General features: G+C 69.6%; 16 protein-coding genes. 13 read left to right on the top strand and 3 right to left on the bottom strand.

Going from position 1 to position 15787, the window contains the following annotated elements; genetic code table 11:
• The first annotated feature begins 168 nt into the window (after positions 1 to 168).
• From NI25_RS25275 to NI25_RS25220, 12 genes are all read left to right on the top strand, one after another.
• Positions 169 to 1212 (top strand): LacI family DNA-binding transcriptional regulator, encoded by a 1044-nt coding sequence (locus NI25_RS25275; RefSeq protein ID WP_061444633.1) that lies wholly within the window; start codon positions 169 to 171, stop codon positions 1210 to 1212.
• Complete coding sequence (locus NI25_RS25270; RefSeq protein ID WP_061444632.1) at positions 1209 to 2735, top strand: sugar ABC transporter ATP-binding protein; 1527 nt, start codon at positions 1209 to 1211, stop codon at positions 2733 to 2735. Before NI25_RS25275 ends, NI25_RS25270 begins: the two co-directional genes overlap by 4 nt.
• On the top strand, positions 2725 to 4683 hold the full coding sequence (locus tag NI25_RS25265; protein ID WP_061444631.1) for a substrate-binding domain-containing protein: 1959 nt from the start codon (positions 2725 to 2727) through the stop codon (positions 4681 to 4683). Before NI25_RS25270 ends, NI25_RS25265 begins: the two co-directional genes overlap by 11 nt.
• Before the next feature lie 59 nt (positions 4684 to 4742).
• Positions 4743 to 5645, top strand: coding sequence for a ribokinase (locus tag NI25_RS25260; RefSeq protein WP_061444630.1), 903 nt, complete (start codon positions 4743 to 4745; stop codon positions 5643 to 5645).
• Entirely contained in the window at positions 5642 to 6031 is a 390-nt protein-coding gene (gene rbsD / locus NI25_RS25255; protein ID WP_061444629.1) for a D-ribose pyranase, read from the top strand. Before NI25_RS25260 ends, rbsD begins: the two co-directional genes overlap by 4 nt.
• Before the next feature lie 298 nt (positions 6032 to 6329).
• Complete coding sequence (locus tag NI25_RS25250; protein ID WP_061444628.1) at positions 6330 to 6764, top strand: WXG100 family type VII secretion target; 435 nt, start codon at positions 6330 to 6332, stop codon at positions 6762 to 6764.
• A gap of 55 nt (positions 6765 to 6819) precedes the next feature.
• On the top strand, positions 6820 to 7134 hold the full coding sequence (locus NI25_RS25245) for a WXG100 family type VII secretion target (protein WP_061444627.1): 315 nt from the start codon (positions 6820 to 6822) through the stop codon (positions 7132 to 7134).
• Positions 7134 to 8834, top strand: coding sequence for an RNase A-like domain-containing protein (locus NI25_RS25240; RefSeq protein ID WP_061444626.1), 1701 nt, complete (start codon positions 7134 to 7136; stop codon positions 8832 to 8834). The genes NI25_RS25245 and NI25_RS25240 overlap by 1 nt, the downstream gene beginning before the upstream one ends.
• A 22-nt stretch (positions 8835 to 8856) precedes the next feature.
• Positions 8857 to 9342 (top strand): hypothetical protein, encoded by a 486-nt coding sequence (locus NI25_RS39265; protein WP_148315154.1) that lies wholly within the window; start codon positions 8857 to 8859, stop codon positions 9340 to 9342.
• Positions 9343 to 9722: 380 nt separating this feature from the next.
• Positions 9723 to 10298 (top strand): hypothetical protein, encoded by a 576-nt coding sequence (locus tag NI25_RS25230; protein WP_061444624.1) that lies wholly within the window; start codon positions 9723 to 9725, stop codon positions 10296 to 10298.
• A gap of 12 nt (positions 10299 to 10310) precedes the next feature.
• Positions 10311 to 10610, top strand: coding sequence for an RNase A-like domain-containing protein (locus NI25_RS25225; protein ID WP_061444623.1), 300 nt, complete (start codon positions 10311 to 10313; stop codon positions 10608 to 10610).
• A 10-nt stretch (positions 10611 to 10620) separates the two neighbouring features.
• The gene (locus tag NI25_RS25220; RefSeq protein ID WP_061444622.1) at positions 10621 to 11319 is read left to right on the top strand and encodes a contact-dependent growth inhibition system immunity protein; all 699 of its coding nucleotides are present in this window, start codon (positions 10621 to 10623) and stop codon (positions 11317 to 11319) included.
• Positions 11320 to 11358: 39 nt separating this feature from the next.
• Here NI25_RS25220 and NI25_RS25215 read toward each other — a convergent pair whose 3' ends face one another.
• The 3 genes from NI25_RS25215 to NI25_RS25205 are packed head-to-tail and all read right to left on the bottom strand — an operon-like array spanning position 11359 to position 14500.
• The gene (locus NI25_RS25215) at positions 11359 to 12156 is read right to left on the bottom strand and encodes a sugar phosphate isomerase/epimerase family protein (RefSeq protein WP_420710812.1); all 798 of its coding nucleotides are present in this window, start codon (positions 12154 to 12156) and stop codon (positions 11359 to 11361) included.
• Positions 12157 to 12191: 35 nt separating this feature from the next.
• On the bottom strand, positions 12192 to 13352 hold the full coding sequence (locus NI25_RS25210; protein ID WP_061444620.1) for a dihydrodipicolinate synthase family protein: 1161 nt from the start codon (positions 13350 to 13352) through the stop codon (positions 12192 to 12194).
• A complete protein-coding gene (locus NI25_RS25205) occupies positions 13349 to 14500 on the bottom strand; it encodes a Gfo/Idh/MocA family protein (protein ID WP_061444619.1) in 1152 nt (383 codons plus the stop codon). Before NI25_RS25205 ends, NI25_RS25210 begins: the two co-directional genes overlap by 4 nt.
• A 217-nt stretch (positions 14501 to 14717) precedes the next feature.
• On the opposite strand from NI25_RS25205, the gene NI25_RS25200 reads away from it, so the two are divergent.
• Positions 14718 to 15764 carry a LacI family DNA-binding transcriptional regulator gene (locus NI25_RS25200; protein WP_061444618.1) on the top strand — a complete coding sequence of 349 codons (1047 nt, stop codon included), beginning with the start codon at positions 14718 to 14720 and terminating at the stop codon, positions 15762 to 15764.
• Positions 15765 to 15787: the final 23 nt, after the last annotated feature.

The following is a 15787-nucleotide window of genomic DNA, read 5'->3' as shown; positions in this document are numbered from 1 at the left end:
CCCCCCGCGGCCCGCCGGCCCCTCCCCGGTGATTGCGCGGCTGCTCGCCGTCCCCTTTCCGCCTCGACGGTCACGATTGCGCATCGGGCCCGGTCCACCCCTTGATTCCGCCCGTGTAATCGTTTCCAATCCTCCGTGTAATCGATTCCACGAGGAGGTGGAACGACGATGGCGAGCATCAAGGACGTCGCCGCCGAGGCGGGCGTGTCCGTCGCCACGGTCTCGCGGGCGCTCAACGGACACCCGTCGGTCAGCCCCGCCGCCCGCGCGCGCGTGCTGGCCGCCGTCGAGACGCTGGGCTACCGCCCGAACGCCGTCGCCCGGTCGCTGCGCACCGACCAGACCCGCACCCTCGGCCTGGTCATCAGCGACGTGATGAACCCGTACTTCACCGAGCTGGCCCGTTCCGTCGAGGAGGAGGCCCGCGCGCTCGGCTACAGCGTCATCATCGGCAACGCCGACGAACGCCCCGACCTCCAGGACCACCACGTCACCACGCTGCTCGACCGGCGGATCGACGGACTGCTCGTCTCCCCCACCGACGGCGGCTCCCCGCGCATGCTGGACGCCGCGCGGGCCGGGACGCCGATGGTCTTCGTCGACCGGTGGATCCCCGGCGTGGACGTGCCCGTCGTCAGGTCGGACGGGCGGAACGCGGTGCGGGACCTCGTCGCTCACCTGCACGGGCTCGGGCACCGCCGGCTCGCGATCATCGCCGGGCCCGCCGCCACGACCACCGGACGCGAGCGCGTCGACGCCTTCCGCGAGGCGCTGGCCGCCTACGGGCTCCCCCTCCCCGACGCCTGCATCGGCCAGGGCGACTTCCAGGCCGGCAGCGGACGCCGGGTCACCGAGGGCTTCCTCGACCTGCCCGAGCCGCCCGAGGTCGTCTTCGCCGCCGACAACCTGATGGCGCTCGGCGCGCTGGACGCCGTACGGGCGCGCGGGCTGCGGGTTCCCGAGGACATCGGGCTCGCCGCGTTCGACGACATCCCCTGGTTCGTGCACACCGATCCGCCCGTCACCGCGATCGCCCAGCCGACCCGGGAGCTCGGAAGGGCCGCCGTACGCGCGCTCGTCGAGCGGATCGCGGGGCGGGCCGGTGAGTCCGTCACGCTTCCGGCGCGGCTCGTCGTGCGCCGCTCGTGCGGCGAGCCGGACGGCCCCGCCCCCCACCAGTCCCCCTCCCCCGTACGAAGGAGTACGCCGTGAGCAGCCGCAGTCCGGACGAGTTGCTGCGCATCGAGGGCATCCGCAAGACCTTCCCCGGTGTGGTCGCGCTCGACAGCGTCGACTTCGACCTGCGCCGGGGCGAGGTGCACGTGCTCCTCGGTGAGAACGGCGCGGGCAAGAGCACGCTGATCAAGATGCTCTCCGGCGCCTACACGCCCGACGCCGGGCGGATCCTGGCCGGTGGCGAGGAGGTGCGCATCCACGGTGCGCAGGACTCCGAGCGCCTCGGGATCGCCACGATCTACCAGGAGTTCAACCTCGTCCCCGACCTGACGGTGGCCGAGAACATCTTCCTGGGACGCCAGCCGCGCCGGCTCGGCATGATCGACCGGAAGAGGATGGATGCCGAGGCCGAGGTGCTGCTGGAGCGGGTGGGGGTCAACGTGTCCCCGCGTGCGCGGGTGCGCGAACTCGGCATCGCGCGGCTCCAGATGGTGGAGATCGCCAAGGCGCTCAGCCTGGACGCGCGCGTGCTCATCATGGACGAGCCGACCGCCGTGCTGACCTCCGAGGAGGTCGAGAAGCTGTTCGCCATCGTGCGGCGGCTGCGCGAGGACGGCGTCGGCATCGTCTTCATCACCCACCACCTGGAGGAGATCGCCGCGCTCGGCGACCGGGTCACCGTCATCCGGGACGGCCGGAGCGTCGGGCAGGTGCCCGCCTCCACGCCGGAGGACGAGCTGGTCCGGCTCATGGTCGGCCGGTCCATCGAGCAGCAGTACCCGCGCGAGCGCGCCGAAGCCGGTGAGCCCCTGCTCAAGGTGGAGGGACTCACCCGCGACGGCGTCTTCCACGACGTCGGCTTCGAGGTGCGGGCCGGTGAGGTCGTCGGCATCGCGGGGCTGGTCGGGGCCGGGCGGACCGAGGTGGCGCGGGCGGTCTTCGGCGCCGACCCGTACGACGCCGGCACCGTGCACGTCGCGGGTGCGCCGCTGCGGCGGCACGACGTGAACGCCGCCATGGCCGCCGGGATCGGGCTCGTGCCCGAGGACCGCAAGGGGCAGGGGCTGGTGCTCGACGCCTCCGTGGAGGAGAACCTCGGGCTCGTCACGCTCCGGTCCACCGCCCGCGCCGGGCTCGTCGACCTCAAGGGGCAGCACGCGGCAGCCGAGCGGATCGCCGGGCAGCTCGGCGTGCGGATGGCCGGACTCGGGCAGCACGTGCGCACGCTCTCCGGCGGCAACCAGCAGAAGGTCGTCATCGGCAAGTGGCTGCTGGCGAACACCAGGGTGCTGATCCTCGACGAGCCGACGCGCGGCATCGACGTCGGCGCCAAGGTCGAGATCTACCAGCTCATCAACGAACTGACCGCGGCGGGCGCCGCCGTGCTCATGATCTCCAGCGATCTGCCGGAGGTCCTCGGCATGAGCGACCGCGTGGTCGTCATGGCGCAGGGACGCGTCGCGGGCGAACTCCCCGCCGAACAGGCCACCCAGGACGCGGTGATGGCCCTCGCCGTCAGTACTCACCCCAACGGAACGGAGGCCTCCCGTGGCCACTGACACGCTCAAGAGCAAGCCGGGCGCGCAGGGCGGCGCCACGGGCGGCCTGCGCCGCCTGCTGCTCGACAACGGCGCGCTGACCGCGCTGATCGTCCTCGTCGTCGCCATGTCGGCGCTGTCCGGGGACTTCCTGACCGCCGACAACCTCCTCAACGTCGGCGTGCAGGCCGCCGTCACCGCGATCCTCGCGTTCGGCGTCACCTTCGTCATCGTCTCGGCGGGCATCGACCTGTCGGTCGGCTCGGTCGCCGCGCTCTCGGCCACCGTGCTGGCCTGGAGCGCCACCGAGGCCGGGATGCCGGTCGTCCTCGCCGTGCTGCTGTCCGTGCTGACGGGCATCGCGTGCGGCCTGGTGAACGGGTTCCTCATCTCGTACGGCAAGCTGCCGCCGTTCATCGCGACGCTCGCCATGCTGTCGGTGGGGCGCGGCCTGTCGCTGGTCATCTCGCAGGGTTCGCCGATCGCCTTCCCGGACTCGGTCTCGCACCTCGGTGACACCCTCGGCGGGTGGCTGCCCGTGCCCGTCCTCGTGATGATTGTGATGGGCCTGATCACGGCGTTCGTCCTCGGCCGGACCTACATCGGCCGCTCCATGTACGCCATCGGCGGCAACGAGGAGGCCGCGCGGCTGTCCGGGCTGCGGGTGAAGCGGCAGAAGCTCGCCATCTACGCCTTCTCCGGCCTGTTCGCCGCCGCCGCGGGCATCGTGCTCGCCTCCCGGCTGGCCTCCGCGCAGCCGCAGGCGGCTCAGGGCTACGAGCTGGACGCCATCGCCGCCGTCGTCATCGGCGGCGCCTCGCTGGCGGGCGGCACCGGCAAGGCGTCGGGGACGCTGATCGGCGCACTGATCCTCGCGGTGCTGCGCAACGGCCTCAACCTGCTGTCCGTCTCGGCATTCTGGCAGCAGGTCGTCATCGGTGTCGTCATCGCGCTGGCGGTGCTCTTCGACACGCTGCGCCGCAAGGCGGGCGCGGTGACTCCGGCGGCCGGGGCGTCTGGGGGCGGCAACCGGGGCAGGCAGGCCCTGACGTACGTGATCGCCGCCGTCGTGGCCGTCGCCGTCGTCGGCGCGACCTCGCTGCTGCACAACGGTTCCTCGGACGGCAGGACCCAGAAGATAGGGCTGTCGCTGTCCACGCTCAACAACCCGTTCTTCGTGCAGATCAGGAACGGCGCCGAGGAGGAGGCGAAGAAGCTGGGCGTGGACCTGACGGTCACGGACGCCCAGAACGACGCCTCCCAGCAGGCCAACCAGCTGCAGAACTTCGTCAGCGGAAGCCTGTCCGCGGTCGTCGTCAACCCGGTGGACTCCGACGCGGCCGGTCCCTCGGTGCGCGCGGCGAACAAGGACGACATCCCCGTCATCGCCGTGGACCGCGGCGTCAACAAGGCCGAGACGTCGGCGCTGGTCGCCTCCGACAACGTGGAGGGCGGCAAGCTGGGCGCCCGGGCGCTCGCCGAGAAGCTCGGCGGCAAGGGCACCATCGTGATCCTCCAGGGCCAGGCTGGCACCTCCGCCAGCCGGGAGCGCGGGGCGGGCTTCGCGGCCGGGCTGAAGGAGTACCCGGGCATCAAGGTCGTCGCCAAGCAGCCCGCGGACTTCGACCGCACCAAGGGCCTGGACGTGATGACCAACCTGCTCCAGGCGCACCCGGACATCGACGGCGTCTTCGCGGAGAACGACGAGATGGCGCTGGGCGCGATCAAGGCGCTGGGTGCCAAGGCCGGGAAGTCGGTCCAGGTCGTCGGCTTCGACGGCACCCCGGACGGCCTGAAGGCGGTCCGGGAGGGCACGTTGTACGCGTCCGTCGCGCAGCAGCCGAAGGAACTGGGCAGGATCGCCGTACAGAACGCGCTGCGGGCTGCCGAGGACAAGAAGGTGGAGCAGACGGTGAAGGTGCCCGTGAAGGTCGTCACCAAGGAGAACGTGGCCGGCTTCGAGGGCTGAGACGGGCCATCGGGACTCGGCGCACACCAGCGGGAATCACTCGAATCGGAGAACGATTGATGTACGACTACGACCTGCTGGTCGTCGGGTCGGCCAACGCCGACCTGGTGATCGGTGTCGAGCGGCGGCCGGGGGCCGGCGAGACGGTGCTCGGCTCCGACCTGGCCGTCCACCCGGGCGGCAAGGGCGGCAACCAGGCCGTCGCCGCCGCCCGGCTCGGCGCCCGTACGGCCCTGCTGGCCCGCGTCGGCGACGACGACTACGGCCGGCTGCTGCTGGACTCGCAGCGGGCGGCCGGCGTCGACACGGTCGGTGTGCTGGTGGGCGGCGCCCCGACCGGCGTCGCGCTGATCACCGTCGACCCGTCCGGGGACAACAGCATCGTGGTCTCGCCGGGGGCGAACGGCCGCCTGGCGCCCGGGGACGTACGCGCGGCGGCCAGTCTCTTCCACGCCTCCCGCGTGGTCTCCACACAGCTGGAGATCCCGCTGGAGACGGTCGTCGAGGTGGTCCGCTCGCTCGCGCCGGACAGCCGGTTCGTGCTGAACCCGTCGCCGCCGCGGCCGCTTCCGCAGGAGGTGCTGGCGGCCTGCGACCCGCTGATCGTCAACGAGCACGAGGCGAAGGTGATCCTCGGCGACGCCCTGGTCGGCGAGCGTCCCGAGGACTGGGCCCGCATCCTGCTGGCCAAGGGGCCGCGGTCGGTGGTCGTGACCCTGGGCGCCGAGGGTGCGCTGGTCGCGTCGCCGGCCGGTGTGGTCCGGGTGCCGTCCGTCAAGGTGGACGCCGTGGACACCACGGGCGCCGGCGACGCGTTCACGGCGGCACTGGCCTGGCGGCTCGGCAGGGGCGAGTCGCTCGCCGACGCGGCGGCCTACGCGGCCCGGGTGGGTGCGGCGGCGGTCACGAAGCCGGGCGCGCAGGAGTCGTACCCGACGGCCGCGGAGGCGGAGGCACTGTGAGGAAGGCGGGGATACTCAACCGGCACCTGGCGGGCGCCCTCGCCGAACTCGGCCACGGGGACGGTGTCCTGGTGTGCGACGCGGGGATGCCCGTACCGGTCGGGCCGCGCGTCGTCGACCTGGCGTTCCGGGCCGGGGTCCCGGCCTTCGCCGAGGTGCTGGACGGCCTGCTGGCCGAGCTGGTCGTCGAGGGCGCCACGGCGGCGGCGGAGGTCCGGGAGGCGAACGCCGCGTGCGCCGCGCTGCTGGACGGGCTCTTTCCGGCACTCGAACTCGTCCCGCACGAGCGGCTGAAGGAGCTGTCGGCGGGCGCGCGGCTCATCGTGCGCACCGGGGAGGCCCGGCCGTACGCCAATGTGCTGCTGCGGTGCGGGGTCTTCTTCTGAGAACACCTCGGAGAAGCCGCTGAGAACGCCCGAGAACTTCGAGGGGGCCCGGTCGTCGACCGGGCCCCCTCGGGTTTCCCCTCCCCTTCAGAACCCCGGGATTTCCCCCCGGGTACCCCCACGGGAGTTCTGATGCCAAGTACGACCCGCGGGACCGCGCAAGGGTTGCCCGGTCGGCGGGACTATTTTCCGTCTGGCTCGGGGCCGGCTGGCGCCCGGCAGGCCACCCAATGGGATCATCTGTCTGACGGCGGCGAAGAGTTGCGCCTGAGCTACTGAACAGCACGGGAGATGCGCCATGGGGTTGCCCGACACACCGACGGGTCACGGCAAGAAGCCGGACCTACGCGTTTCCGACGACGACCTGACCAAGCTCGCGGACGACCTCGACGACATGCAGGACCACCTGGACAAGCAGGTCAAGCGGATGGACGGGGTGGTGGACCGCGTAGAGGCCGGCTGGCATGGCCCGGCCGGGACCGCCTACCGCGGCTTTCACCGGGCAGCGGCCGAGGACGCCGTGCGCATCCGTGAGGTCATGCGGCACCTCGAACAGGCCGTGCGTCTGAGCAGAGACGGCTTCACCCAACGCGAGCTGGAGGTGCTCGCCCAGCTCCAGCGCATTCAGGTCGACGTCGACAGCGAGGTCGACAGGCTGTCCACGCCGCAGGGGGAGACCGGTACGAACACTGCTCCGGCCGCTCCTCCGCGCAGCGCCCTGGACTCGTTCTGAGAACTCGGGCCCGAGGCGCATCCGCATGAGCAGTCATTCACACACGGGGGAAGAAATGCCAGCCGAGAACCCTTCCGAGGACCACATATCCGTCTCTTTCGACACACTAAGCGAGCTCGCCATCGAGCTGGAGGACATCCTCAAGAAGCTGAACGAAAAGCTGAACGACCTCTACGACCGCGTCGTCCCGGTCGTACTCTCCTGGGAGGGACAGGCCCGGGAGGTCTTCGTCGACAAACTCGACGAATGGGACCGTTCGGCCCAGGACCTCCAGGCAGCCCAGAAGTGGCTGCACGAGATCGTGGCGACTGGTCACGTCAACTACGCGGTGGCACACCAGGCCGTGCTCCGCGGCTGGGGAGCCTCCTGATGGCCACGCCAACGGGGGGGTCTCCCAACGGTACGATCGACGTCACGCCATCCCTCTTGTACGGCGTCTCGGCCGGCTTCGCCGACCAGCAGGACCAACTGCACCGAGGCGTGAAGTCGTTCCTGACCGAACTGGCGAAGTACCCCGACGGCGGCGGCAGGGGGACGGCCGTCCAAAACTTCACCAACGCCTACAAGGACGTCAGCGAACGCTTCCTGGAGGTGTGGGCCAGGTCTGTGGTCAGCGTGGGTGGCGCCGCGGTCGGATTCACCGTCACTGGGAACAACTATGCGGCGGCCGATGCCGCCACCAATCCTTCTCCTACGGCCCATGCACAACACCAGCAACCTCCCGTCGTGATCGACACCCCTCCCTCGTACGGTCCTGTCACGGACTTCAAGTGGGGAGACATCGACGACGGGCAGGACTTCGTCCAGCGCGCCCTGGAGGGAGTGGAGGCCGTGGTCCTGACCGTGCTGCGCCCCCTCCTCGAAGACGCCTGCCGTTGGGGCAAGGCGGCCGAGATTCTCCCGCTTCCGAACCACCACCGCGTCAACTCCGTCTCGGAAACGTGGCGGATGCCGCAGATCACCCTGTCTGCCGTGGACGGAACGCTGACGCCAATGCTTCAGAGCATCACTCAGCAGTCCAACAGCGAGTGGCACGGCGCCATGCGGACGTTCTGCAGCACGCTGTGGGGCACTTCGGCCTGGGGTCAGGAACGCAACGGCTACAACTGGAAGAACGACCACCTCGGCAGTCCAGGGGCCAACCACCCGGTCTTCGCCGTATTGTTCGACACCTGCGAAGTGATGGTGGACGCCGTCCATCACTTCGCGAAGGCCGCGGAAGACGTCCGCGAGGACCTCCATCGGATCTATCGAAAGGCAGTCATCGACACGCTGCCCGAGATCGACCTGAGCGACGGCATGGGCCTCAAGGACGTCAAGAACCTGGGCAAGGGGCTGCTGAAGTTCGGCAAGGGCCTGGTCACGGACCTGTCCTCCGGAATCGTGCTGAACATGGACGAACAGGCCATGAACAATGCGGTACTCGAGTACAACAACCGTCTCGAACGCCAAACGCGCAGAATAAGAGACTTACTGGACGCTTTGGACGAGGCGTACAACAGTGCACCGACATTCAACGCAGAGGCAGCACGCGCCGAATCATTCGGCGCTCGAGCGCTGACAGACTTCAAGGGCGACCCCCTGTACACGATACCGGGGGACAGCGAGTCAAATCATAGGTATCCCGTCGATTTGGCGAACCAGGAAGGGGTGCATGGAAGCCATGTAATCGACAAGCATGTCGGCAAGACGGACATGCAGTTGGCACAACGTCTCAGAGACCAGCCAACCATTGACGCCGCATCCTCTTTCTCTGACCTGACCGTCGCCCAGAAAACCACACAGGAGGCCGTAGAGTTCGTAGGGCCACCTAACGGAAGCGGGCAGAAGAATGCCGGCGTAAACAATCAAAAGTTGATTGAAAAATGGCTGTCGAAACCTCGCAAGGACAGTTCGATCCTGGCCCTCGATGCCGTGGAGTTCAACCAAGTGACCGGGCGAACCGTAGAGGCTGGAAACCCCTCGGCGAGTGCGGCCGCGGACACGCACAGCGTGAAGGTCGTGCTCAAGTACAAGAACGGCCTCACACCCCCGTACGTCGTTTACACGTCAATGCCAACTCTTCCCTGACCCTACTGCCGGGGGCCAACAAATGAAGCAGCAACATCAACTCCCCATGTGCACGCAGAGGCACTTCGACGAACGTCAAACCTTTGTAACACTGTCCCACAGGAAGGGTGACGACTGGTACCAAGCGGCAAGCGAACTGGTCAGAGAACATGCTGCACTACATAATGTGGACGCCTCAGGGTTGAGGGACAGCGTTCTGGAGGTTTCCAGAAAGGGCGCCCTCGATCTCGCCACGCTGATTTCCACAGGATCCCTCCTGTACGGGCCTCGATACTCAGCACAGCAAAGAGACCACGAGCGAGATTCCTGTCTTTCCGATGTGTTGGATTCTGTAGGCGAGGGGGCACGATACTTCACCAATCATGGCGAGGCCGAAGAAGGAGACGACGCGAACTTCCTGGCTTCTGCGTACCATGTCAACGCCCTCGCCGAGACGACCCTTGACGTATGCCTCATCGGAGTGTCGCACGACAGCATTCTGATCCTATGGAGATTCGAGGACGATTGAGAGTTGAAGGCCACCACTCCGCCCGTGGCACTCACCGCAATACTTGGGTATACCTGCCAGTTCACGCGATCACGCCTGACCATCGAGGCGCCTTGGCCGAGTCGTAGCGATCCAGTGAGACGCGTTCCGCTTCAGGCCCTGATGCGCGCAGGGCGTGGTCCCGTCGACGTTCACGCAGCTCCGCAGCCAAACCAGACGAGAAACATCGGCCTCGAATTCAGTCAGCCCTTGGGCCGTTCCTGGGCGTGCGAGGATGCACAGGCACACGACTCCGACAAGGTCCTGGCCACTCTTCGGCCCGTTCCCGGCGGCCATCCTCCGTATGTTGTACTTACCGCGATGCCCAGCGACACCCTTCCCAACTCTTGACCAGGAGCGCCGTGCCGGAGCAAGAACCTGTTGCCGACGCAGAGTCCTGGAGAGCTGCCGTCCTTGAGCTGTTCGGTGGCGGCTGGACCTTCGCGCAGGTGGGGCCCAGGCGCCACGACGACTGGCGCCGGGATGCGACCACGGTCATGGCGCTCAAGGCCACCGATCCACGGCGCTGGGCTTCACTCAATTACGCGCCTGAAGTTGGCGAGAACCGCAGCGGTTCGAATGCGCCATTCTTTCCCTGGAGCCCCGAGGAGATCGGGACATCCCTGCACGAGGTCGGAGGGGAGTCAGCCGGCCGGCTCCTCGTTGCCCTGCAAGGCGACATGTACCAGGCCGCCAACATTCCTGACTTCGAGCAGCAGAAGGAATCGCTGTTCCGCAGCTCTCGGACGATCTTGTCGCGATTCGGCGACTGCTGCCGTTTCTTCACGAACGCGGCCGAAGCGCACAGGAACCCTGACGCCGACCTTCTGAACCCCGACACAGAGTGGGACTGCCTTTCCGTCTACACCACTGACTGTGGGCTCGTCGCCGTGTCCGACACGGAAATCGGCGTCTTCTGGGCCTTTTTCGAAGACTGAAGGGACACGACCTTGCGCAGCCGATCCGCCACCTACCCCGATCACGAGACCGCCCAGTGGGCCACCCAGCAGGTCGTGAACGCCAACGAGCAGGTCATCCACCGTTGGCTGGCCCAGTCCACTCGGTCACGCCTGACCATCGAGGCGTCCTGGCCGACTCGCAGCGAACCGGTGGGACGCGTTCTGCTGCAGGCCATGATGCTCGCGGGGCGTGGTTCCGTCGACGTACGGGCGGCCCGGGTCATCCTCAGACGGGAGCCCACGCGCCCGCACGGATTCACCGTCCACGCAACCTTCCCCGTCTACTTGTAGGAGGCCTGCCATGCCTCTGAGCCCTATCGATCACGACCGCCGCTACGGCGAACTAGAGCAGGTTCTCCGGGCTTACACCGGGCAACCAGCCGACGACACCCCGGACCGGGCCGGCCAGGCCTTGACCGCGTACCTTCGTCACACCTGGCATACCCGGCCGTGGGCACTGGCGATCGCCGAGCAGCAGCTTCGCGAGTACGCAGATCACCCACCAGGCCGGCTGCGGCTGAAACTCGGAGAGCTCCACGCGGTCCCGGATGTAGGTCTGGCCGGCGGTGAGGTCCAGCAGTGGCTGCGCTGCCTTGCCGACCACGTCAGACGCAGCATCGAGGAGGGTGATGTGCCGCCCCCGTCGCTGCCCGCGACTCATTGGGAGTGGCACGCCCGGTTCCCCGAGACCGGGCAGTTCCTGGCCGGTTGGTTCTCACAGGACATGCCGGACGAGTTCGCCAACCATGACGAGGCGGTGGAGGACTACCGGTCCTCCACCGACCCGTATCTCGTGGCGCGTCTCGTCGGTGAACTGCACGAGCTGTTCGCCCTCGGTCTGGACGAGTCCGGTTACGCGCTCGCGGTAGCGGAACTGGGCATGGAGGTCGACCCGCCGGCACCGTACGGCACCGACGGGTGGCTGGCGCTGGTGGCTGAGCGCCTCGGCACGCCACGCGCCGAGTACGGGCCCGGCCCCCAGCCAGACACAGCCTTCTGAGGCCGGGCCGTACCGACCCCGTGCGCGTCCCGCGCGGCGCTATGCCGCGTGTTCGGCGAACCGGGCCGCCGTCTCGGCCAGCACCTCCCGTCCGTCGCGGGCCCACAGGGCGTCGTTGAAGAGTTCGACCTCGATGGCGCCGCTGTACCCGGCCGCCTCGACGTACGCCTTCCACTCCCGCATGTCGATCGCGCCGTCGCCGATCTGGCCGCGGCCGTTGAGGACGCCCTCGGGGAGCGGGGTGGTCCAGTCGGCGAGCTGGAAGGTGTGGATGCGGCCGCCCGCGCCGGCCCGGGCGATCTGCGCCGGGGCCCGGTCGTCCCACCAGATGTGGTACGTGTCGACGGTGACGCCGACCTGGTGGGCCGGGAAGCGTTCGGCGAGGTCCAGGGCCTGGGTGAGGGTGGAGACCACGCAGCGGTCGGCGGCGTACATCGGGTGGAGCGGCTCGATGGCGAGGCGCACGCCGTGCTGTTCGGCGTACGGCGCCAGTTCGGAGAGGGCCTCCGCGATGCGTTCGCGGGCCGCGTTCAGGTCCTTGCTGCCGGCGGGGAGGCCGCCGGAGACCAGGACCAGGGTGTCGGTGCCGAGGGTGGCGGCCTCGTCGACGGCACGGCGGTTGTCTGCCAGCGCCCTCGCGCGCTCCGCCGGGTCGATGGCGGTGAGGAAGCCGCCGCGGCACAGGGTGGTGACGGTGAGGCCCGCGTCGCGGACCAGCTTGGCGGCCGCCTCGACGCCGTAGGCCTGGACCGGCTCGCGCCACAGGCCGACGTTGCCGATGCCCAGGTCACCGCAGGCGGTGGTGAGTTCGGGCAGCGAGAGCTGCTTGACCGTCATCTGGTTGATGCTGAAGCGGGTCAGGCCGGGATCGCTCACTGGTTCACTCCGTACAGGCTCAGCAGGTTGCGCATGCGCTCCTGGGCGAGCTTCGGGTCCGGGAACAGGCCGAGGCCGTCGGCGAGTTCGTAGGCGCGGGCGAAGTGCGGCAGGGAGCGGGCCGACTGGAGGCCGCCGACCATCGTGAAGTGGCTCTGGTGGCCGGACAGCCAGGCGAGGAAGACCACGCCCGTCTTGTAGTAGCGGGTGGGCGCCTGGAAGAGGTGGCGGGAGAGTTCGACGGTGGGGTCGAGCAGGGCGCGGAAGCCCTCCGTGTCCCCGGTGTCGAGGACCCGGACCGCCTGCGCCGCCAGCGGGCCCAGCGGGTCGAAGATGCCGAGCAGGGCGTGGCTGAAACCCTGGTCGTCACCGGCGATCAGCTCGGGGTAGTGGAAGTCGTCGCCGGTGTAGCAGCGCACGCCCTGCGGGAGGCGGCGGCGCAGGTCGACCTCGCGCCGGGCGTCCAGGAGGGAGACCTTGATGCCGTCGACCTTGTCCGGGTGGGCGGCGATGACCTCCAGGAAGGTGTCCGTCGCCGCGTCCAGGTCGGACGAGCCCCAGTAGCCCTCCAGGGCCGGGTCGAACATCGGGCCCAGCCAGTGCAGGATCACCGGTTCGGTGGCCTGGCGCAGGAGGTGGCCGTAGACGTCCAGGTAGTCGTCCGGGCCCTGCGCGCAGGCGGCGAGGGCGCGGGAGGCCATGAGGATGGCCTGGGCGCCCGACTCCTCCACCACCGCGAGCTGTTCCTCGTAGGCCGTCCGGACCTGCGCGGGGGTGGTGGCGGCCGTCGCGGCCAACTGGTCCGTGCCCACGCCGCAGGCGATGCGGCCGCCCGCCTGCTTCGCCTCGGCGGCGGAGCGGCGGATCAGTTCGGCCGCCGTGGCCCAGTCCAGGCCCATGCCGCGCTGGGCGGTGTCCATCGCCTCGGCGACGCCGAGCCCGTGCGACCACAGGTGGCGGCGGAAGGCGAGGGTGGCGTCCCAGTCGACGGCGGCGGGCCCGTCGGGGGTGGTGTCCGCGAACGGGTCGGCGACGACGTGCGCGGCAGAGAAGACCGTACGGGAGGTGAAAGCGCTTCCCCCGGGGACGGTCATGGGCTCGGTGCGCGGCTCGTAGGCGCGCAGGGTGCCGTCGGGGTTCGGGAGGTGGAGGGTCACAGGCCGATCTCCGGTACGTCGAGGCGGCGTCCCTCCGCCGAGGACTTCAGGCCCAGTTCCGCGAGCTGGACGCCGCGGGCGCCGGCCAGCAGGTCCCAGTGGTAGGGGGCGTCGGCGTAGACGTGCTTGAGGAACAGCTCCCACTGGGCCTTGAAACCGTTGTCGAACTCGCCGTTGTCGGGAACTTCCTGCCACTGGTCGCGGAAGACCTCGGTGGCGGGGATGTCCGGGTTCCAGACCGGCTTGGGGGTGGCCGAGCGGTGCTGGACGCGGCAGTTCCGCAGGCCCGCGACGGCGGAGCCCTCGGTGCCGTCGACCTGGAACTCGACCAGTTCGTCGCGGTTGACGCGGACCGCCCAGGAGGAGTTGATCTGCGCGATCGCGCCGCCGTCCAGCTCGAAGACGCCGTAGGCGGCGTCGTCGGCGGTGGCGTCGTAGGGCTTGCCCTTCTCGTCCCAGCGCTCGGGGATGTGGGTGGCGGTGAGGGCCTGGACGGACTTCACCCGGCCGAACAGCTCGTGCAGCACGTACTCCCAGTGCGGGAACATGTCGACGACGATGCCGCCGCCGTCCTCGCTGCGGTAGTTCCAGGACGGGCGCTGGGCCTCCTGCCAGTCGCCCTCGAAGACCCAGTAGCCGAACTCGCCGCGCACGGAGAGGATCCGGCCGAAGAAGCCGCCGTCGATCAGGCGCTTCAGCTTGAGCAGGCCGGGGAGGAAGAGCTTGTCCTGGACGACGCCGTGCTTGATGCCGGCGGCGTTCGCCAGGCGGGCCAGTTCCAGGGCGCCGTCGAGGCCGGTGGCCGTCGGCTTCTCGGTGTAGACGTGCTTGCCCGCGGCGATCGCCTTCCTGATCGCCTCCTCGCGGGCCGAGGTCACCTGGGCGTCGAAGTAGATGTCGATGGTGTCGTCGGCGAGGACCGCGTCCAGGTCCGTTGCGACGTCGGCGAGTCCGTGCCGCTCCGCCAGCGCCTTCAGCGCGTGCTCGCGGCGCCCGACCAGGACCGGCTCCGGCCACAACACGCTCCCGTCGCCGAGATCGAGGCCGCCCTGTTCGCGCATCGCCAGGATGGAGCGGACCAGGTGCTGGCGGTAGCCCATGCGCCCGGTCACACCGTTCATGGCGATACGCACCGTCTTGCGTGTCACGTCATTCCCTTCGTACGAGCCGCGCCGCGAGCCCCGGATCAAGTTCGAGCCGTACAGCAAGCGCTTTCTATGTAAGACGAAGCTAGCCTGTGAACGGTGGTCTGGACAAGACTGCGGTTCGGGTGAGTTGTTCGAGGGGGCGAACGATGGCGGGCGGTGGCCGTAAGGTCACCCGGGACGGCGTTCGACTCACACGCGCGAGGCGGAGGACGAGGACATGACGGTGACACTGGCGGACGTGGCGGCCCGCGCCCAGGTCTCCCCCGCGACGGTGTCGCGCGTACTGAACGGCAACTACCCCGTGGCCGCCTCCACCCGGGCGCGGGTGCTCAAGGCCGTCGACGAGCTGGACTACGTGCTCAACGGCCCCGCGAGCGCGCTGGCGGCGGCCACCTCGGACCTGGTGGGCATCCTGGTCAACGACATCGCCGACCCCTTCTTCGGCATCATGGCCGGCGCCGTCCAGTCCGAGATCGGCGGTCCCGGCGGCAGAGCGGGCGGCGAGAGACTCGCCGTGGTCTGCAACACCGGCGGCATCCCGGAGCGCGAGCTGACCTACCTCACGCTGCTCCAGCGGCAGCGGGCGGCCGCGGTGGTGCTGACCGGCGGCGCGATGGAGGACGGGGGCCATCAGGCGGCGGTGGCGGCGAAGCTGCGCAAGCTCACGGAGGCGGGGACGCGGGTGGTGCTGTGCGGGCGGCCGCCGGCGCCGGACACCGGGGCGATCGCGCTCACCTTCGACAACCGCGGGGGCGGGCGGGAGCTGACCGAGCACCTGATCGGGCTCGGGCACCGGCGGCTCGGCTACATCGCCGGCCCGGAGGAACGCACCACCACCCGGCACCGGCTGGAGGGCCACCGCACCGCCCTCGCCGCGCACGGCATCGAGGAGGACCCCCGCTGGACGGTCCACGGCCGCTACGACCGGCAGGCCGGGTACGAGGCCACGCTGGAGCTGCTGCGCCGGGACCCGACGCTGACCGCGGTCGTCGCCGCGAACGACACCGTCGCGCTGGGCGCGTGCGCGGCGCTGCGCGACTCGGGGCTGCGCATCCCGGACGACGTGTCCGTGGCCGGCTTCGACGACCTGCCGTTCAGCATCGACGCGGTGCCCGCGCTGACGACGGTGCGGCTGCCGCTGGCGGAGGCGGGGGCGCGGGCGGGGCGGGTCGCGATGGGGCGGGAGGACGCGCCGGCGGGCGGGATCGCGACGGTGCGGGGGGAGTTGATGGTGCGGGGGTCCTCCGGACGGCCGCGGGGCTGAAACGGACCGCTGGTGACGCGGTG

This window comes from Streptomyces sp. CCM_MD2014 (assembly GCF_000772045.1).
In the GTDB taxonomy this organism is placed as follows: Bacteria; Actinomycetota; Actinomycetes; order Streptomycetales; family Streptomycetaceae; genus Streptomyces; species Streptomyces salinarius.
Note: the sequence above shows the minus strand (reverse complement) of the source record. Positions and strands in the feature narration are given on the sequence as shown.